General features: G+C 58.0%; 18 protein-coding genes. 13 read left to right on the forward strand and 5 right to left on the reverse strand.

The window, feature by feature from the left end:
• Positions 1-236 precede the first annotated feature (236 nt).
• From nagB to BN4575_RS06220, 3 genes are read left to right on the forward strand one after another with little or no spacing between them, the layout of a single operon-like run.
• Positions 237-1,037 carry a glucosamine-6-phosphate deaminase gene (gene nagB / locus BN4575_RS06210; protein WP_042018761.1) on the forward strand — a complete coding sequence of 267 codons (801 nt, stop codon included), beginning with the start codon at positions 237-239 and terminating at the stop codon, positions 1,035-1,037.
• 9 nt (positions 1,038-1,046) lie between these two features.
• Positions 1,047-2,192: an N-acetylglucosamine-6-phosphate deacetylase gene (nagA, locus tag BN4575_RS06215; protein ID WP_068977549.1), complete on the forward strand. Its 1,146-nt coding sequence runs from the start codon at positions 1,047-1,049 to the stop codon at positions 2,190-2,192.
• 4 nt (positions 2,193-2,196) lie between these two features.
• Positions 2,197-3,411: a DNA-binding transcriptional regulator NagC gene (locus BN4575_RS06220; protein WP_068977550.1), complete on the forward strand. Its 1,215-nt coding sequence runs from the start codon at positions 2,197-2,199 to the stop codon at positions 3,409-3,411.
• Positions 3,412-3,509: 98 nt separating this feature from the next.
• Here BN4575_RS06220 and BN4575_RS06225 read toward each other — a convergent pair whose 3' ends face one another.
• Positions 3,510-5,126, reverse strand: coding sequence for a phosphoethanolamine transferase (locus BN4575_RS06225; protein ID WP_068977551.1), 1,617 nt, complete (start codon positions 5,124-5,126; stop codon positions 3,510-3,512).
• A 230-nt stretch (positions 5,127-5,356) separates the two neighbouring features.
• Between BN4575_RS06225 and BN4575_RS06230 the strand changes: the two genes are divergently transcribed.
• The 9 genes from BN4575_RS06230 to BN4575_RS06270 all read left to right on the forward strand — a co-directional run bounded on the left by BN4575_RS06230 (position 5,357) and on the right by BN4575_RS06270 (position 16,302).
• A complete protein-coding gene (locus BN4575_RS06230; RefSeq protein ID WP_068977552.1) occupies positions 5,357-6,592 on the forward strand; it encodes an HD-GYP domain-containing protein in 1,236 nt (411 codons plus the stop codon).
• A gap of 353 nt (positions 6,593-6,945) precedes the next feature.
• Entirely contained in the window at positions 6,946-8,616 is a 1,671-nt protein-coding gene (locus tag BN4575_RS06235) for a sensor histidine kinase (protein ID WP_068977553.1), read from the forward strand.
• Complete coding sequence (gene btsR, locus BN4575_RS06240; protein WP_042018752.1) at positions 8,613-9,317, forward strand: two-component system response regulator BtsR; 705 nt, start codon at positions 8,613-8,615, stop codon at positions 9,315-9,317. Before BN4575_RS06235 ends, btsR begins: the two co-directional genes overlap by 4 nt.
• Before the next feature lie 140 nt (positions 9,318-9,457).
• Complete coding sequence (locus tag BN4575_RS06245; protein WP_068977554.1) at positions 9,458-10,879, forward strand: carbon starvation CstA family protein; 1,422 nt, start codon at positions 9,458-9,460, stop codon at positions 10,877-10,879.
• A 214-nt stretch (positions 10,880-11,093) separates the two neighbouring features.
• Positions 11,094-11,432, forward strand: a complete 339-nt coding sequence (locus BN4575_RS06250) for a DUF3302 domain-containing protein (RefSeq protein WP_042018749.1) — start codon at positions 11,094-11,096, stop codon at positions 11,430-11,432.
• Between the two features lie 3 nt (positions 11,433-11,435).
• Positions 11,436-12,473: an HlyD family secretion protein gene (locus tag BN4575_RS06255; protein WP_042018748.1), complete on the forward strand. Its 1,038-nt coding sequence runs from the start codon at positions 11,436-11,438 to the stop codon at positions 12,471-12,473.
• 114 nt (positions 12,474-12,587) lie between these two features.
• Positions 12,588-14,348 carry a DEAD/DEAH box helicase gene (locus BN4575_RS06260; protein ID WP_068977600.1) on the forward strand — a complete coding sequence of 587 codons (1,761 nt, stop codon included), beginning with the start codon at positions 12,588-12,590 and terminating at the stop codon, positions 14,346-14,348.
• A gap of 123 nt (positions 14,349-14,471) precedes the next feature.
• Entirely contained in the window at positions 14,472-15,908 is a 1,437-nt protein-coding gene (dacB, locus tag BN4575_RS06265) for a D-alanyl-D-alanine carboxypeptidase/D-alanyl-D-alanine endopeptidase (RefSeq protein ID WP_042018747.1), read from the forward strand.
• A gap of 97 nt (positions 15,909-16,005) precedes the next feature.
• Positions 16,006-16,302, forward strand: a complete 297-nt coding sequence (locus BN4575_RS06270) for a GrxA family glutaredoxin (RefSeq protein ID WP_256028911.1) — start codon at positions 16,006-16,008, stop codon at positions 16,300-16,302.
• A 105-nt stretch (positions 16,303-16,407) separates the two neighbouring features.
• Here the strand turns inward: BN4575_RS06270 and BN4575_RS06275 are convergent, their stop codons facing one another.
• Positions 16,408-17,253 carry an endonuclease/exonuclease/phosphatase family protein gene (locus tag BN4575_RS06275; RefSeq protein WP_068977555.1) on the reverse strand — a complete coding sequence of 282 codons (846 nt, stop codon included), beginning with the start codon at positions 17,251-17,253 and terminating at the stop codon, positions 16,408-16,410.
• 106 nt (positions 17,254-17,359) lie between these two features.
• Here BN4575_RS06275 and BN4575_RS06280 point away from each other — a divergent pair, with 106 nt between their 5' ends.
• The gene (locus tag BN4575_RS06280; protein ID WP_033138934.1) at positions 17,360-17,584 is read left to right on the forward strand and encodes a hypothetical protein; all 225 of its coding nucleotides are present in this window, start codon (positions 17,360-17,362) and stop codon (positions 17,582-17,584) included.
• Here the strand turns inward: BN4575_RS06280 and yciA are convergent, their stop codons facing one another.
• The 3 genes from yciA to BN4575_RS21660 form a co-directional block, all read right to left on the reverse strand.
• Complete coding sequence (gene yciA, locus BN4575_RS06285) at positions 17,585-17,989, reverse strand: acyl-CoA thioester hydrolase YciA (protein WP_068977556.1); 405 nt, start codon at positions 17,987-17,989, stop codon at positions 17,585-17,587. It abuts the gene before it with no gap.
• A gap of 59 nt (positions 17,990-18,048) precedes the next feature.
• Entirely contained in the window at positions 18,049-18,882 is an 834-nt protein-coding gene (locus tag BN4575_RS06290; RefSeq protein ID WP_068977557.1) for an NAD-dependent epimerase/dehydratase family protein, read from the reverse strand.
• Positions 18,883-19,113: 231 nt separating this feature from the next.
• On the reverse strand, positions 19,114-19,737 hold the full coding sequence (locus BN4575_RS21660; protein WP_141689728.1) for a DUF6988 family protein: 624 nt from the start codon (positions 19,735-19,737) through the stop codon (positions 19,114-19,116).

The following is a 19,737-nucleotide window of genomic DNA, read 5'->3' on the forward strand; positions in this document are numbered from 1 at the left end:
GTGCTTATCACGTTTGACGCATAAGCCATCAAGGCTTGATTGGCAGTCTAGGGCTTTTATTTCGCTGCGCAAATTAATAAACCAATAATCGTGATCGTTATCACCCAAACAAGATAAAGGTGGTGGATAGATGTGGCTTAGTTCGCAATCTTTATTTACGCTATAAAACAACTTGAATCCGTCTTAGCCCATTGCCACCGCCAAACCGGTAGCAACCCGAAACAGAGGTATCCTTCATGCGCCTGATCCCGTTGAAATCTGCCAGCCAAGTAGGCCTGTGGTCTGCCCGTTACATCGTTGACCGCATCAACGCGTTCAAGCCGACTAGCGATCGCCCTTTCGTGCTGGGCCTGCCCACCGGTGGTACCCCGCTCAATACCTACAAGCGCCTGATCGAGTTGCACAAAGCCGGTGAAGTGAGCTTCCAGAACGTGGTTACCTTCAACATGGACGAGTACGTCGGCCTGCCGGAAGATCACCCGGAGAGCTACCACAGCTTCATGCACAACAACTTCTTCTCTCACATCGACATTCGTCCGGAAAATATCAATATCCTCAACGGCAACGCCGAGGATCTGCTGGCCGAATGCAAGCGTTACGAAGACAAAATCAAGTCCTATGGCAAGATCCAGCTGTTCATGGGCGGCGTGGGCAATGATGGCCACATCGCGTTCAACGAACCGGCCTCTTCGCTTGCTTCCCGCACCCGGATCAAGACCCTGACCGAAGATACCCGCATCGCCAACTCCCGCTTCTTTGGCGGCGACATGGAGCAGGTGCCCAAGCTGGCCCTGACCGTGGGTGTCGGTACCCTGATGGATGCCGAAGAGATCATGATCCTGGTCACCGGGCACGGCAAGGCACTCGCCCTGCAAGCCGCAGTGGAAGGCAGCGTCAACCACATGTGGACCATCTCCACCCTGCAACTGCATCCGAAGGGAATGATGGTGTGCGACGAGCCCTCCACCATGGAGCTCAAGGTCAAGACCGTTCGCTACTTCCAGCAGTTGGAAGCCGCCAACATCGGCCGTCTGTAAGGAGTCGTCATGTACGCATTGACCAACTGCACCCTCTACACCGGCAGCTGCGTGCTGACCGGCTACGGGGTGCTGATCGAGGGCGACCAGATTGTCGCCATCTCTCATCTGGCCGAGCTGCCAGCGGGCATTGAGCTGATTGACCTCAAGGGCGCCAACCTGACCGCCGGTTTTATCGACGTGCAGCTCAACGGCTGTGGCGGGGTGATGTTCAACACCGACATCACCACCGAGACCCTGGCCACCATGCAGGCAGCCAACCTCAAATCCGGTACTACCAGCTTCCTGCCGACCCTGATCACCAGTCCGGATGCCGACATGAAGCAGGCAGTCGCGGTGACGCGCGATTATATGGCGGCCAATCCCAACGAGGTGCTGGGCGTCCATCTGGAAGGGCCTTACACCAATCTCAAACGCAAGGGGATCCACCCTGCTGCGCAAATTCGCCAGCCAGCGGACGAGATGATCGACTTCTTCTGCGCCAACGCGGATGCCATCACCAAGATCACCCTGGCACCGGAGCGCAACGACCCGGTCCATATCCGCCGTCTGGTGGACGCGGGCATTCTGGTCTCGGCCGGTCACACCGCCGCCAGTTACGATCAGGCGATGACGGGCTTTGACAATGGCATCCGCTTTGCCACCCACCTCTACAACGCCATGACTCCGACCCTCAACGGTCGCGAGCCGGGCGTGGTGGGCGCCATCTATGACCGCAAAGATGTCTATGCGGGCATCATCGTCGATGGCCACCATGTGCACTGGGCCAATGTGCGGCTGGCTCACAAGATGCTGGGGGAACGACTGGTGCTGGTCACCGATGCCACCGCAGCGGCTGGTGCGCCAGAAGGCTTTGAGAAATTTGATTTTTGTGGCACCACCGTGTTTTTACGCGATGGTCAGTGTATCGACGAGAATGGTACACTCGGCGGCTCTTCCCTCACCATGATTGAGGGGGTAGAGAATCTGGTCAAGCAGGTCGGATTACCGCTCGATGAAGCACTGAGAATGGCCAGCCTCTACCCTGCCCGCGCCATTGGATGGGACTCACGTCTCGGTAGTATCCAGGTCGGTAAACTAGCCAACCTCACTGTCTTCGATCAGGACTTCACGGTCCAAGGGACCGTGGTTAACGGACACTACACACAACAGTGACATCATGACTGGCGGACAAATAGCAAACGTAGATCTTATCAAGCAGGTCAATTGTGCAGCCGTATATCGGCTCATCGACCTGCAGGGCCCCATCTCTCGGGTCAAAATTGCCGAGTTGAGTCAGCTGGCCCCGGCCAGCGTGACCAAAATAACCCGGCAACTGATCGAGCATGGCCTGATCAAGGAGACCTCTCCGCAAGCCTCCACCGGCGGGCGGCGCGCCATCTCGTTGACCACCATCAAACAGCGCTTTCAGTTTGTCTCCGCCAAGCTGGGCCGCGGCTACCTGCAACTGAGTCTTTATGATCTCGATGGCAAGGAGCTCGACCAGCACGTCATTCAGGTGAGTGAAATCGACCAGCAACCGGTGGTCGACATGCTGCTGCGTGAAATTGGCGCCTTTATCGATGCCAACCGTGAGCGTAGCCGCAACCTGATCAGCATCGCACTGACCATGCCGGGTCTGGTCAACCCGGAATCCGGCATGGTTATCTACACCCCCAAATACCAGATCCGCAATCTGGGGCTGGCGAAGCTGTTGGAAAATCACTTCAACCTCCCCTGCTACGTGGGCAACGACATACGTTCGCTGGCGCTGGCCGAACACTTCTTCGGCGAATCCCGCGACTGTATGGACTCCATTCTGGTCAGCGTCCATCAGGGCACTGGCTCGGGGATCATCACCAAGGGGCAAGTGTTCCTCGGTCAGAACCGCAACGTCGGCGAGATCGGTCACATTCAGGTCGAACCACTCGGCAAACGCTGCCACTGCGGCAACTTCGGCTGCCTCGAGACCATCGCCTCCAACGAAGCCATCGTTGACAAGGTGAAGGAGCTCATCAGCCGCGGCCACCAGAGCGCGTTACAGGAGAAGCACATCACCATCCAGGAGGTGTGCAAGGCCGCCATGGCTGGGGACGAACTGGCTCGCAGCGTGATCGAGAACGTAGGTGAGCATCTGGGACGAGCGGTGGCCATCACGGTTAACCTGTTCAACCCGCAGAAGGTGCTGATCGCTGGCGAAATCACCGCAGCAGAAGAGATCCTGTTCCCGGCCATCCGCCGCTGCGTCGAGCATCAATCTCTGCCAAGTTTCCACCGTGGCCTGCCCATCGTGAAGGCTCGCTTCCAGAACCAGCCGACCTACGGCGGTTTTGCGCTGGTCAAGCGAGCCCTGCTGGAAGGGGATCTGCTGCAGATCATCATGGAACAGCGGTAAGACTACCCCTTGCGAATAACAAAACGGCAGCCAGTGGCTGCCGTTTTCTATTGTGTATTCGCTGGAGGCTTAGTCTGCATGGTGCGTCTCTTGCCCATTCACCCCGCACGGCACGGCTTGAACAGATCCAGCGCACCGTCGTAGACGCGGGTCTGCACGTCCATGATCCCTAACATGGAGTGGAACAGGTTGTCGTGGGAGAAACGCTTGCTGCCCGCCTCCGCTGCCAGACAGCCCATATCCAGCTGGCGATCGGCCTGCAACTGGGGCGAGAACCAGGTCAGCAGCGGCACCCGGGTTTGGTCATCCGGCGCAAACTTGTAGGGGGTGCCGTGCAGATAGAGCCCCATAGCACCGAGGGATTCGCCGTGATCGGAGAGATAGACCAGTCCCACATCGTACTGGCTCTCCAGCGACTTGAGCTTGTCGATCAGCTGCCCCACCACCTTGTCGGTGTAGCGAATGGTGTTGTCATAGGTGTTGACCAGCTCTTCATTGCTGCAGTTTTCGATGTCGCTACGCGGGCAATCCGGCATAAAGGCACGCTCGCTGGCGGGATAACGACGGAAATAGGTCGGGCCATGGCTGCCCATCAGATGAAAGGCCACCAGCTTGTTGCCCTTCATCCCGGCAATCTGCTGATCCAGCCCCTCCAGCAGCACCTCGTCATAGCAAGACTCCCCCTGACAGAGCGCCGGGTAGGATTTGGGGAGGATCTCGATGGTCGGCACATTGCGGCACACCCCTTTGCAACCGCCATCGTTCTCTTTCCACAGCACCGAGACCCCGGCATGCTGCAGCACATCGAGCAGGCCATCACGGGAGCTGGCGAGCTGATCATCGTAGCCGCGGCGGGTGAGGTTGGAGAACATGCAGGGCACCGAGACTGCGGTGGCCGTGCCGCAGGAGCGTACATCCTTGAACGACACCACCCCCTGCTCTTTTTCCGTGAAACTGTTGGTTGCCTTGCCATAACCATTGAGGGAGTAGTTCTGGCTGCGCGCCGTCTCCCCCACCACCAAAAACATCAGGGTCGGCTTGCCTCCCCGGGCCACCACCTTGGCATCGGTCCCCAGATGCTGATAGGGGATCGGGGTGGCAAACAGCACATCCCGCCCATATTTGTAGAGGCCGTGGACATAGTTGGCGGGCACAATCTCTTTGGCCAGCGACTTGTTGTTACGCCCGACCGAGGCGTAATCCTGATAGTAAAGTGCGGCAACTCCCCCGATAAACAGCAGGGAGATGGCCAGTGCACCGGCCCGCAACGCCAGCCCCTGATACCAGCGAGCGGGATAGCGGATCCGCAGTGACCAAAGCACCAGCACGGGCAGCAGCCCGGTCAGCAGAAACCAGAGCGCAACCGAGCCATTCAAATAGGCCCCAGCCTCACCGCTGTTAGTTTCGATTATGTTCTGCATCATGCCGGCATCGAAGATGACGCCGTATTTGAGCATGGCGTAGCTGACGATGGAGCCGCTCAGGATCAGCACGGTGAAAAATGGCTTGAGCAAAAAACGGAACGTAAAAGGGATAAACACGGCATTAAGTGCCGCGATCAATACCAACGGGATCGAGATGGCAAACCCGGCTTTGACATGGGACAAGCCACTGAGCACCGTATAGAAATGCAAAAAGATTGGCCAGTTCAGTACCAGAGCGAAAAAGAGCACCAGCAACAGATTGGTCTGCAGTACACCGAGGGTCACTCGCATAAACAACTCCTACATACCGGCCTACAGAGAGAGGGCGCGGTCAAGCCAACAGAAACGACGGGGCCAGCGTAGGAAGTCAAACTTAAGAGCGAATTAAGAAGGGAAGCACGGTGCTAGTGCGCGCCATCACAGCGTGGGGTAATCACCTCACTCACAATGGATTTTTAGTTGTCTATCCCTTGGATTTTGCTAGCTTGTTGAGTAGGCATTCACGAAATGCAGGTTCACTGATGGCACTGATCCAAGCCTCGATAGAGCAGTTGAGAGTAGGCCACTTTATCCACCTTCCGACCGGCTGGACCAACCATCCGTTCATGTTCAATACGTTCAAAATCAAGGATCAGCAGCAACTCGACATTATCCGTCATCTTGATCTCACCCTGTTAATGGTTGACCCCGACAAGAGCGATCTGCCGATCGAGCCGCTGCTGCGTGGCGATATTCCCGATGCAGGGCCCGATCTTGACGAGTTGGAAGAGCTGATTGCCTCGGGCCCGCCCCCTTTTGACGAGAAAGCCTTTCGCCGATCCATGCGCGCTGCCGACAAGGCCTTTGGCCAGTCCATGAGCGAGCTGCGCGATGCGCTTGGAGCCCTGAACCTCAAACCGGATGAGGGGCTGGCCAATACGGCGCAAATTGTCCGAAACGCCGCTGCCGCCCTCAGTCAACACGAAGGCCCCCTCGGGCTGCACCTTATTCGCAGCCCTCACACCGATATCCTGCTGCAGCACAGCCTCAACGTCGCCTTTATCTCTATGCTGATGGCGCGCGAACTGGGCATGAACCCCATCGAACTGGAGGAGACCGGGCTTGCGGGACTTATCCACGACATCGGCGAGCTTAAAATCCCGAGCCAGATCACCCAAAAGCGCGGAGATCTCAGCAAGGCAGAGCAGAACTTCCTCAATATGCACCCCCAGTACGGGCTGGAGATGCTGACCCATCTCAACGCCTTTGAACCGAAAATCCGTCAGGTCGCCCATCAGCACCACGAGCGGCTCGATGGCAGCGGTTATCCACTGGGGATCAAGGGGGGAGAGATCCCGCCGCTGGCACGGATCATCGGACTGGTGGATTACTACGATGAGCTACTGCACCCCCGCAGCAGCGGCAACCCGGCAGCACCGAGCCAGGCCATCAGCCAGCTCTACAAGCTATCCCAGAAAAAATTCGACCAGAATCTGGTCAAATTGCTGATCAAGGTGCTGGGGGTCTATCCGCCGGGATCTCTGGTGAAACTCTCCGATGAGAGCATCGCGCTGGTGCTCTCCACCGAGCCCACCATGCCCCTCAAGCCGAAGATCCTGCCCTATATCAAGGCCCAGCGCCCGGAAGCGGTACCGATGATCGACCTGCGGGAAGACGAGCGCACCATCACTGCCTTTATCAAACAGGAAGAGCTGGATGAGGGACAACGGCAGTTCTTCAATCTGACCCGCCGCTTCTGCTACTACTTTGCATTCTGAGTTATCCCCAGAAGCTGGGGATAACTCATTGGACAAACCGGAATAATTGCTCGAATCCCTATCCCAAGGTTGCCATCTGACCATGTATAAAAAACGCCCAGCCATGGGGCTGGGCGGAGCATGCCACCTCCGTGTGGCGTATCCAGCGGATACTTCCATGCTCTACCCATCAATATCAACCCGCGGCAGCTTACACAAATATCAATTTAACATGCTGATTTAATATGGTTTTATCCACCTGTTCTGGCAAACTGACGGCCCGTTGCAGCCCTTTTGGCCAACAGAACAAGATCTTGATCACACTTATTCACGGGCTGGTTATTTTTCCACCCGCCTTATGAGGAACGTTTTTTATGCAGTTGGTCCTCTCCTTGCTGCAACAGATGAGCGTCAGCCTGGTGATCGCCTATCTCTTCTCGAAAAGTCCGCTGCTGCGCCCGCTTGCCAACTATTCGGTGAGACTACCTCACAAGATACTGATATACATCATCTTTTCAAGCTTTTGCATCCTCGGCACCTATGTCGGCCTCGATATCGACGATGCCATCGCCAACACCCGAGCGGTCGGCGCCGTGCTCGGAGGGCTGTTGGGGGGCCCGCTGGTGGGATTTCTGGTGGGATTGACCGGTGGCCTGCACCGCTACACGCTGGGAGGATTTACCGATCTCGCCTGCGCCATCTCCACCACCTGCGAGGGGTTGCTCGGAGGAGTGGTGCACTGGCGGCTGATGCGCGCGGGGCGAACGGATGCCCTGTTTCAACCCCGCATCGCCTTCTTTACCACCCTCTATGCCGAGATCATGCAGATGCTGATCATCCTGCTGGTGGCCACCCCGTTCGACAAATCCCTGCTGCTGGTGCGCACCATCGCCACCCCGATGATTTTGGCCAACTCCTGCGGCGCCGCGCTCTTTATCAGCATGATCCGCGACCAGCAGCAGATGTATGAGAAGTTCTCCCGGGTCTTCTCCGCCAAGGCGCTCAACATTGCCAACCGCACCGTGGGGATCATGAGTCAGGGCTTTACGCCGGAGGCGAGCAGCAAGATTGCCCGCATCATTCAGGAAGAGACCGGCGTAGGGGCCGTTGCCATCACGGACACCGAGAAGATCCTCGCCTTTATCGGCACCGGGGAAGATCACCACCTGCCGGGCACCCCCATTGCGTCGGCCATCACCATGAAGGCCATCGCCCGCAACAAGGTGCTGTTTGCCGATGGCAACAGCCAGCCCTATCGCTGCAGCCTTTCGCCCGCTTGCCAGCTGGGCTCGGTGCTGGTGATCCCGCTGCAGGGAGACAAGGGGGTGATCGGCACCATCAAGCTCTACGAACCGAAGAAGCGGCTGTTTCTCAAGATCAACCACACCCTGGGAGAAGGGATTGCCAACCTGCTGTCACAGCAGTTGCTGGCCGGTCGACTGGAGCAGCATCAGCGGCTGCTGGTGCAATCCGAGCTAAAGCTGATCCAGGCGCAGATCAACCCCCACTTCCTGTTCAACACCCTCAATACCATCAGTGCCATCACCCGGCGCGATCCGGACAAGGCGCGGGATCTGCTGCTGCATCTGTCGCTGTTCTTTCGCAAGAACCTCAAGCGCCAGAGCGGCCTTGCCACCCTGCAGGAGGAGCAGGAGCACTGCCAATCCTATCTGGAGATCGAACTGGCCCGTTTTGGCGACCGATTGACGGTGATCAACGAGATCCCGCCCCATCTGGCCAGTTTGCGCCTGCCGAGCTTCACCCTGCAGCCGCTGATCGAGAATGCCATCAAGCACGGCACCTCAACCCTGCTGGAGCAGGGGCGTATTCGCCTCTATACCGAGGAGCAGCCCGCCAGCGTCACTATCCATGTGGAGGATAATGCCGGCACCTGGCAAGCGCGCCCTGCCGGTGACGGTCTTGGCATGACCATCGTCGACCGGCGACTGAAGAGCGCCTTTGGCGAACGCTACGGCGTGACCATTACGTGCGAACCGGAGCAGTGGACCCGGGTGTCGTTCACCATCCCCAAGGAGCAACCATGATCCGCACCCTGATTGTCGATGACGAACATTACGCCCGCGAAGAGCTGAAGCTGCACCTGGCCTGCGATCCCGCCATCGAGATCGTGGGGGAAGCGGCCAACGCCATCGAAGCGCTGCCGCTGATCCAGCGGCTCAGGCCCGACGTGGTGTTCCTCGATATCCAGATGCCCAAGCTGAGCGGGATGGCGCTGGTGGCCATGCTCGACCCCCTGCCCCGCATCGTCTTTGTCACCGCCTTTGACGAGTACGCCATTCAGGCCTTCGAGGAGAATGCCTTCGACTACCTGCTCAAGCCGGTGGAGCCCGCCCGGCTGGCCAAAACCCTCGCCCGCCTCAAGCAGGATATCTCCCCGCAGCCGGTCGAGCGGCTGGCCCCCACCATCGAACACATTCCGGGCTATCTGCACAACCGAGTCAGGCTGCTGCCCATCGCACAGGTGGAGTATGCCTTCTCCGATCTTGGCGGCGTCCATGTGGCCTGTCAGGGGGAGCTGTTCCACACCCAGCTCACCCTCAAATCCCTGGAAGAGAAGAGCCCGCTGCTGCGCTGCCATCGCCAGTATCTGGTCTCCCCCAACGCCATCTTCGAGATCCAGCTGCTGGATAACCAGCTGGCGGAGATCGTCACCCCAAGCGGTGCCCGGGTGCCGGTCAGCCGTCGTTATCTCAAGGAGCTCAAGGATCAACTGGGGCTGGACTGAGCCGTGGAGTGTGCGCCGGATCACAGCCGCCGACCACTCGGCGCGCCATGCCGCCGCTCGGGCCGTTTCACCTGCCAGAGCAGAGCAATAGTTTTAGACTCGTTGCGCAAATCAAAAAATAACAATGCAGGAGCGTAGCAATGATCTGGTTCTTCCTCTGTGTCGGCTTACTTGTCGCCGGCTATTTCATCTATGGCAAGTTCATCGAACGGATATTCGGCCCGAAACCTGAGCTGAAAACCCCCGCCATCACCATGGCTGACGGGGTGGACTATGTCCCCATGTCGGACAAGAAAGTCTATCTGGTGCAACTGCTCAACATCGCTGGCGTCGGCCCCATCTTCGGCCCCATTCTGGGAGCCCTCTACGGCCCGGTCGCCATGCTGTGGATCGTCTTCGGCTGTATCTTCGCTGGCGCGGTGCACGACTACTTCTCCGGCATGCTGTCGGTACGCGCCAAAGGTGCCTCGGTACCGACCGTGGTCGGTGAGCATCTTGGCACGGTCGCCAAGCACTTTATGAACCTGTTCGCCGTGGTGCTGCTGATGCTGGTGGGCGTGGTGTTCGTACTGAGCCCGGCAGGCCTGCTGGCCAACCTCACCTCTACCGATCTGGTCTACTGGATCATGGCGATTTTTGCCTACTACATCCTCGCGACCATTGTCCCCATCGACAAGATCATCGGCCGCTTCTATCCCATTTTCGGCGCCCTACTGGTGTTCATGTCAGTTGGCCTCATCATTGGCCTGATCGTCTCCGGTAAAGGCTTCTACAACACCGGGATGGATTTCTCCAACCTGCACCCGACCGAGCTGCCGCTCTGGCCGCTGCTGTTTATCACCATCGCCTGTGGCGCGGTATCGGGCTTCCACGCCACCCAGTCACCGCTGATGGCGCGTTGCATGCAAAACGAGAAATCCGGCCGTTTCATCTTCTACGGCGCAATGATCGGTGAAGGTGTTATTGCGCTTATCTGGTGCACCCTGGGTCTCTCCTTCTACGACAGCACCGAAGCGCTCAACGCCACCATGGCCAACGGCGGCCCGGCGGCTGTGGTACACGAAGTCTCCACCAGCCTGCTCGGCACAGTGGGCGGCATTCTGGCCATCCTCGGCGTGGTGATCCTGCCCATCACCTCTGGCGATACCGCGTTTCGCAGTGCCCGCCTGATCGTGGCGGACTTCCTGAAGATGACCCAGAAGCCGCTGATGAAGCGTCTGCTGATCGCAATCCCCATGTTCATCCTTGGTTTCATCATCTCCAAGGCCGAGTTCGGGGTGATCTGGCGCTACTTCGGCTGGGCCAACCAGACCACAGCCGTCATCATGCTGTGGGCCGCAGCCGCCTTCCTCATCAAAGAGGGCAAGCTGCACTGGGTCTGCACCATCCCCGCCATGTTCATGACCGCCGTGGTATTCACCTATCTGGCCAACGCCCCCATCGGGTTCGGGCTGGAGATGGGGATCTCCACCATCATAGGTCTGACTGTAACAGCAGCGATTACCGTGGCCTTCCTGGTGAAATTCCGCCAGCCGCTGGTCAGCAGTACCAGTGAAGGGTGATATTGCATGCAAAAATAAAAGAAAAGGCGCCTTATGGCGCCTTTTCTTTAATAATAAAACCACAAACAAAATAACCATTTACTCCCTTCAGCCCTGATACAGCCAAAAGCCTTAAGATTTGGTGCGAATTGACGATAAACATGTGATTATTAGTCACTTTAGACCTTGCTAATACCCATGAACAAGCTGCGCAACAAGCCAGTGGAGGTTATATATGGCCCTTGAATATTTTGCTCTTGGCCTGCTCGTCTTTGTCGGGCTGGTCATTTTTTATGGGGTTATCGTGATCCACGATATTCCTTACGAGATTGCCAAACATCGCGACCATCCTCATCAGGATGCCATTCACGTCGCCGGTTGGGTCAGCCTGTTTACCCTGCATGTGCTGTGGCCATTCCTCTGGATCTGGGCCACTCTCTACCGTCCCGATCGTGGCTGGGGCTTTAGCCAGCGGCTGCAAAAAGATGAAGAGGATTTGGCAGCCCTCAAGCAAGAACTGGCCGATTTGAAGAGCCGTATCAACACTATCGAACAGAGTGAGCAACAGGGGTAAACCATGGACCTGCTATTGATCCTGACCTATACGGCACTGTGCGTAGCCGTATTTAAAATCTTCCGTATCCCGCTCAACAAGTGGACAGTGCCGACCGCAGCACTGGGTGGCATCATCCTCATCGGCACCCTGATCATGCTGATGAACTACAACCACCCCTACTCAGAGATGGCGCGTAATTACTACGTCTCCACCCCGATAGTACCGCTGGTCAAGGGCCGGGTTACCGAAGTCCCGGTGCAGCCAAACCAGCCGGTGAAGAAAGGGGATGTGCTGTTTCGTATCGATGATGAACCGTTCCGCCTGAAAGCGGACAGCCTCACCGCACGACTCGAGTCCAATCGCGAACACCTCAAATCGATCGAGGCGAGACTGCGCTCCGCCAAGCTGGATCGGGATCGCGCCAGAGAACTGATGCAGCGCGGTGTCGGTAAACAGCGTGATCTGGACGTGAGCCAGGCCAATGTGGACGACATCGTAGCCCAGATTGACCAGCAGAAAGCCAACCTGAACGATCTGCAATCCCAACTGCAGGAAGCCAAATATCAGCAGGCCCAAACCGTGGTTTATGCCCCGACAGATGGTCATGTGGTGCAGCTGGCCCTGCGCCCGGGCATGATTGCGACCCCTTTCATGTTCCGTCCGGTGATGACCTTTGTTCACAAGGATGACACCGCCTACGTCGGTTGGTTCTGGCAGAACAGCATGCAGCGCCTCGCTGTCGGTGATGAAGCCGAAGTAGTGATCGACGGTGTGCCCGGCAAGATCTTCAAAGCAACAGTGACCTCGGTGATCCCGGCCATTGCCGCCGGTAACGTGCAAGCCAACGTCGGTCTGCTGGATCAAACCACTGCCGTTCGCCCTGGCCGTCTGCCGGTGCTGATCTCCATCACCGACCCCGAGTGGGCCAAGTATCAGGTGATTGCCGGTGCCAGTGGCCAGGCCGCCATCTATACCGAACATTTCCATCACGTATCCATCATGCGCAAGATCCTGCTGCGCATGGCAAGCTGGATGAACTACATCTTCCCGTTCCATTAATCAGCACAATCCCTCCCAGCGGGCCGGCATCATGCCGGCCCGCTGTTTTTGTGGCAGCAAGATCCCTATAATGGCGCCATCCTGCGCCGCACCATGCCCAAACGCCACACCCTCATGTTCGTTCTCAGACCCTATCAAACCGACGCCGTCAACGCCGTGATCAGCCACTTTCGCAAACACCCGGATCCCGCCGTGGTGGTGCTGCCCACCGGCGCAGGCAAGAGTCTGGTGATCGCCGAACTGGCCCGCAAAGCGCGCGGTCGGGTGCTGGTGCTGGCCCACGTCAAGGAGCTGGTGGAGCAAAACCACGGCAAGTACGAAGCCTGGGGCCTCAAGGCCGACATCTTCGCCGCCGGCCTTGCCCGCAAGGAGGCGAGTGCCCAGGTGGTGTTCGGCTCGGTGCAATCGGTCGCCCGCAATCTGGCGGCCTTCGACAGCGCCTTCTCGCTGCTGATCATCGACGAGTGCCACCGGGTCTCGCTCGATGACGATAGCCAGTACCATCAGGTGTTAGACCACCTCAAAGCAACCAATCCGGCCCTCAAGATCCTCGGTCTCACCGCCACTCCCTATCGGCTCGGGCTGGGCTGGATCTACCGGCGCCACTACCACGGCATGGTCAAGAGTCACGGCGAGCGGCTGTTTGGCGACTGCGTGTTCGAACTGCCCCTGCGTTTCATGGTCAAAAACGGCTATCTGACGCCGCCGCGCATGGTGGATGCCCCCATAGTCCACTACGACTTCAGCAAGCTGGTAGCGCGGGAGAACGGCCTGTTCAGCGAGGCGGATCTCAACGGCGAGCTCAAGCGCCAGCAGCGGGTTACCCCCCATATCTTGAGCCAGGTGCTGGAGTATGCCGCCGACCGGCAAGGGGTGATGATCTTCGCCGCCACCGTCGAGCACGCCCGGGAAATTCAGGGACTGCTGCAGGCCCAATCCCAAAGTGCAACCCTGATCACCGGCGAAACCCCGGGGCCGGAGCGCGATGCCCTTATCAGCGCCTTCAAGGCCCGCGAGATCAAGTTTCTGGTCAACGTGGCGGTGCTCACCACTGGCTTCGATGCCCCCCATGTCGATCTTATCGTGATGCTGCGCCCCACCGAGTCGGTGTCGCTCTATCAGCAGATTGTGGGGCGAGGCCTGCGCCTCTCGCCGGGCAAAGAGGATTGTCTGGTGCTCGATTATGCGGGCAACAACTTCAACCTGTTTGCCCCCGAGGTGGGGGAACCACGGCCCCACGCGGGCACCGAGCCGGTGCAGGTGCCCTGCCCCGCCTGCGGTTTTGCCAACACCTTCTGGGGCAAGACCGACGAGGATGGCAAGGTGATCGAGCACTACGGTCGCCGCTGTCAGGGGCTGTTTGAAGATGACGAAGGCAACCGCGAGGAGTGCGATTACCGCTTTCGCGCCAAGATCTGCCCCGCCTGCGGCGCGGAGAACGACATCGCCGCCCGCCGCTGCCAGAGCTGCGATCAGCTGCTGGTAGACCCTGACGACAAGCTCAAGGAGGCGCTCAATCTCAAGGATTGCATGGTCATTCGCTGCGCGGGACTGACCCTCACCGCCGGGCGCGGCAAACAGGGGGAGCGGCTGGAGGTGACCTACCACGATGAGGATGGGCTGACCCTCAGCGAATACTTCGGTTTTCACTCCGCGGGCGCACAACGCTTGTTTCAACAGCGCTTTGTGCGTCATCATTGGCCCGCCCCAGGGCTGGAGCCCGAATTCACCACCCTGGCGAGCGTGCTGGCCGCGCAAAGCCAGTTCCGTCATCCGGATTTTGTCATCGCCCGCAAATCGGGCCGTTTTTGGCAGATAAAAGAGAAGATTTTTGATTATGACGGCCGCTATCGCACCGCCAACTCGATGGCGTGATGGCGACCGGCATCACAGAATGGATTGCTTTACGACTGTCGATGCTCCATCGACAGGTGAAACAAGGTTGATTTATCAGGACTGGCACCACTGCCAGACCCCTTCGTCACGTTAGAGGATGTTATGCAGCGGCTGTTGATTGGTTTTTGTGCTCTCTTTTCTCTGGCGGCTCAGGCCGCCCCGCTGACGCCCCCTCAGGGTGGCCAGTACGCCATCATAGTGCAGGGCAATAACGGCGTGGAGTTCGCCCGCCATGCCGATCAGATGATCGCTCCCGCCTCCACCATGAAGGTGCTCACCGCACTGGCAGCCCGCCTTGAGCTGGGTGCCGACTTCCGCTTCGCCACCGATATTCAGGCCCAGCCCGGCGCCAAACAGGGTGACACCATCAACGGCGATATCTGGATCAACTTCGTCGGCGACCCCACCCTCTCCCGCATGGACCTGCTGGCCCTGTTCAAACAGCTCGGCGTCACCAGCATCAAGGGCAATGTCTACGTCAATACCGGCGCCTACAATGGCTACGAACGCGGCAACGGCTGGTCGTGGGGGGATCAGACCCTCTGCTTCGCCGCCCCTGTCTCGTCGGTGATCATCGACAAAAACTGCGCCTACGGCACCGTCACCGCCACCCAGATTGGCAAACCTGCCACCGGCAACGTGGCTACTGGCGTGGCCATCGGCATCGGCGCTGACAATGTGGAAGTGATGAGCTACGGCGACATGGCGCGTCAGTTCTGTGCGCTGGAAGTGGACATGGCCAAGGGCAACTTCTACGAGCTCAAGGGCTGCATCACCCCCAACAAGGAGCCGCAGGGGCTGCGGTTTGCCATCCACGACGTGGAAGCCTGGGGCTGGGACAACATCCGCTGGGCGATGAACCGGGCGGGCATCAAGCATGATGGCCTGCTGCGGGTCACCCACAAGGCACCGATCGGTGCCGAGACCCTGGGCACCCACTACTCGGTCTCCCTGCCGGTGATGCTGGCCAAGATGCTGAAGAAATCGGACAACCTCTACGCCGACACCTTCCTCAAAACCGTGGGCCGTCACTACTACAACAAGCCGGGCAGCTATCGCAGCGGCACCATGGCGGTGCGCGCCATCCTGACCAAGAACGGAATCGATCTGGGCAACGCCACCCTGGCCGACGGCTCCGGCCTCTCCGCTCACAATCTCATCAGTGCCCGTCAGATGCTGTCGGTGCTGAACTTTATCCAGAAAAATGACGCAGAGCTTGGCCTGATCAAGCTGCTGCCAAGCTCTCAGGTGGATGGCACCCTGGCGTGGCGCCGCAGCGTCACCGCCCCGATGATGAAGAACAAGGTCCACGCCAAGACGGGGACCATCACCGGAACCTCCAATCTGGCCGGCTTTATCGATACCGCGGGCGGCCAGCGCAAGGCGTTCGTGATGTTCCAGCGTGGCCTGTCCCAAGACCCTGCCACTCATGAGCGCTACCGTGCCAGCAAGGCACCGTGGCCCTGGACTGTATTCGAGAAGGGGGTGCTGGAGGGCATCTATCAGCAGCAACCGATCCAGATTGCCGAGCCGCAGTGATGCCGCAATTGGCCCACTCGGATCAGGGTATCGATAATTTCGGCTTCAAGTCGCCACGAGGCAGGGCTATGCTGTTGCCTGCCTCATATCAACGGCCATACAAAAACGGCTTAAAGAACGGAGAGAAAATATGTTTGCAGTGATTTTTGGTCGCCCGGGTTGCCCCTACTGTGTCCGTGCCGTACAGGTCGCCGAGCAGCTGACCGAGCAGCGCGATGACTTCAAATTCCGCTACGTGGATATCCATGCCGAAGGCATCACCAAAGAAGATCTGGCCAAGAGCGCCGGCAAGCCGGTCAATACCGTGCCGCAGATCTTCCTGGACGAGCAGCACATCGGTGGCTGCACCGATTTCGAAGCCTACGCCAAAGCGAATCTGGGTCTCTACCAGTAATGCCTGCGGGTCATCCCGAGCTGGTTAACCGCCAGCAGCGTATAAAAAAATCCGGCGCCATCAGGCGCCGGATTTTTTATGGGCAACACGCGCACATCATCCCGATCAGGGGGTCACCGACTGGGCAGCAAAGCGCGCAATGATGGGGTTGTGATCCGAACTGTCGGTGGCCGGTGAGCTCACCTCGACCAAATCCAGATTGCGGTAGTAGAGGTGATCGAGCGGACGGCCGAAAGCTGTGCGCCGTAGATCTGGCACCGGCACGGCCTCTTGCAGGCCCAGCTCGTCCACCAATTTGCTTAACCAGAACTGGCGCTTGTCGCTCCAGGTGTTGAAATCACCGGCCAGGATCACCGGCCCCTGATGGCGGCGCACCAAGGCAGTCAAATCGTTGAGCTGCTCGCGGAAGGTGGCCATCCCCAGTTCGAAGTTGACCGCATGGAGGTTGATCACCAGCACGCCGTCAGGGTCGCCCTGCAACGGATAGAGGCTCACCAGCCCGGATTTGGGGATGCGCAGCAAGGGCTCTGGAGAGCGCACGCCACAGACGAACGCCTGCGGGGTCTTGGCCACCGTCATCACCCCGAACGAGACGCCGCCCTGGGTGAAGGCTTGCAGCTGTTGCCACTGGAAATCACCGGCGCGCAGCCAGTCGAGCATCTCGGGACGGGTGGCCGACTCTTGCAGCAGCACCAGATCCTGCCCCTTGGCATAACTGTCCATCCCTTCACGCCAGTTCTTGCGCTGACCCTTGTAGAGATTCCACACCGTCACCCCGAACTCCCGGGGCAGCGCCGTGGTCGCCAGCGCTACCAGTGGCGGACGCTGGCAGTCGATTCCCGGCACAATCCCTTGAGCAGTGACCAGATGATTCTGATCCGGCACCTCAAAACAGCCTACCAACCCCAGGGTCAGCAGGGAGGTGCCAAGAATGCGATAACTATTTTTCATTGGCTAACAACCGCCCGCCTTTGCTTTTTGTTGCGACCATCACAAACGTCATCCGCGCCGACTACGCTGATAGTCCCTATTCCACCCAACCAGAAGGAACCTGGCAATGGCGAGAGAACTTCGGTATTGCGTGACGTTTTATGATCAACAAGGAAATTGTCATCAAGTGGAGCTTGCCACCGTCTATCAGATAAGACGGGACTCTCAATGCGATCTCTGCCTGTTTGACACCCTGCAATACGTGGGGTCGGAAGAGATACTGGAACGCATGATACGGCAAAAAACCGGGCTTGAGCAGGAAATATCCATTATCAATGCCCGGCTGATTTGATCAGACGCTGACCGGAACCGGGCGGGATTTACCGCAGTCGTCGATGGCGACATAGGTAAAGACCCCCTCGGTCACGCAGTAACGCTGGGCATCGTTTTCCCGCAGTACCGGCTTGACCCACACCTCCAGCTTGAGCTTCATGGAGCTGCGGCCAATCTTGATGCAGCGGCCGTAGCAGCAGACCACATCGCCCACCTTGACCGGACTGTGAAACGTCATGCCTTCGACGGATACGGTACAAATACGTCCTTTTGCCAGCTCCTTGGCCATGATGCCCCCACCTATATCCATCTGGGACATGATCCAGCCACCAAAGATGTCGCCATTGGGGTTGGTATCGGCTGGCATTGCCAGGGTTCTCAGCAACAACTCCCCATCGGGGTGACGTTTTGTATCTACCATCATTACCGCCTCTCTCTCATGGATGGCGGCATGATAGGGGGCGATCACCCCCTTGGCAAACCTCAATTGCCCGAGGCGGCGAGCTCGGCAAACCAGTGGGCCGGATCGGGCCAGCGATAGTTGAATCCCATCTGCTGGCAAATCAGCTGACCGTCGATGGGCTGAAATTCACCGGCAGGCTCGATAAAGACCGGCACAGGCAGCCCCTGCTGGCGGGCTGCAAAGGGGTAGAACTGCTCGCGGCGCGGATGCACAGGCGCGCTCAGGTTGAAGACATCCCCGTCCTTACCCCGCTCCAGCAGCAGCATGCAAGCCGCCACCACATCGTCCAGATGAACCAGATTGACCGACTGGGCGCCGCCATCCAGGGTCTTGCCTGCCAGGAAACGACCGGGATGGCGATCCGGGCCATAAAGGCCGGAGGGGCGCACTATCATCACCGCCTTGAAACCGGCCGCCAGCACCGCCTGCTCCGCCGCCAGCATCCGCTCGCCACGGGCATGGCGGGGTTGGGGTTCTTCCCCCTCCTGCTGCCCCGCGCCCCATACCGAGGTGGCGCTGACAAACAATACCCGCCGGGTGCCATTCGCTTTGGCAAGCTGACAGGCCTTTGCCACAGCCTGCGGATAGTCATCGGTCTTGCTGGGCGGCACGCAGATCACCAGACTCTCGCAGGGAATGGGCCACTGCTCTTTGTTATCAGCGGCGGGCATATGGGCAGAAATCATCAGCGGATGGGCAGCGATCCCCTCCCCCTGCAGACGGGCCGCCTTCTCGGCGCTGCTGACCGTCACCGCCACCGGCTTACCTGCCGCCAGCAGAGCACGCGCCAGCGGCAGCCCGAGCCACCCCGCCCCCAGAATGCCGATCGTCCCGGCTACATCTTGCTCTGTCATCGTCCCTTCTCCTGCTTGACGCTATTTGCCCCGCAGCTTACCTGCCTTGGTAGGAAAAGGAAGCCTTGGCCTGCTGATAGACAAATACCGCCAAGACGTCGGTATTTTGTTTCTATTTGTTAGGGATATCGGGAGCCATATTTCTCCCTACATCGCTTCCCTCGCTCGGTCAGCTTGAGGGACAGAAAAAAGTGCAAAAGCTACACTCACAGAACTTAACTCAGAAAATTGTTAGATATTATCTAATATCGGAGGCATACAAATTGCTCTTTTTTCTGCCAACTTCAATATTTCACGTTGCAGGGGCTGCCGACCAGATAATATAACAGACTGCATACAAGCTAAAATAGCTAATCCATTTGCATTTTTGAGCACATCATGAATTAGCTTTACTGGATATCCTTCACTATGCCTTCGAATAGGATGGATGCCTGCATGTACATAAGAGTTTAAAGCTTTCCATGAATGATCTTTAAAACGAGAAAGTGCCTTGAATGCTTCTAGAGGAGCATCCTTTGCTAGTGCTTCCATCATTTGCGACATTTGTGGAATATTTTTAGCTGCTTGCTCTGACTCTAAAGTCAATTCTACACTCAGCTTTGCTAACTGAGTATCTGAAGCACTATATAATAACCAAATGGAACGAACTATCGATTCAAATTGAGACCTATGAACGACAAGAGCAGAAGGTAGGTAGCCAAGTTCTAAAGTCACTCTTATTGAATGCCAATGTTCCAACGATAAGCTACATGCCACATCACTAATAACAACGCGTTCTGAATTTTCAAAAAGTGAACAATCAATGAGCCTATGTAACTCTTCCGATAATTGTTCTGACTGTGCGAATATATCCAT

Source organism: Aeromonas sp. EERV15 (assembly GCF_900079845.1).
In the GTDB taxonomy this organism is placed as follows: Bacteria; Pseudomonadota; Gammaproteobacteria; order Enterobacterales; family Aeromonadaceae; genus Aeromonas; species Aeromonas sobria.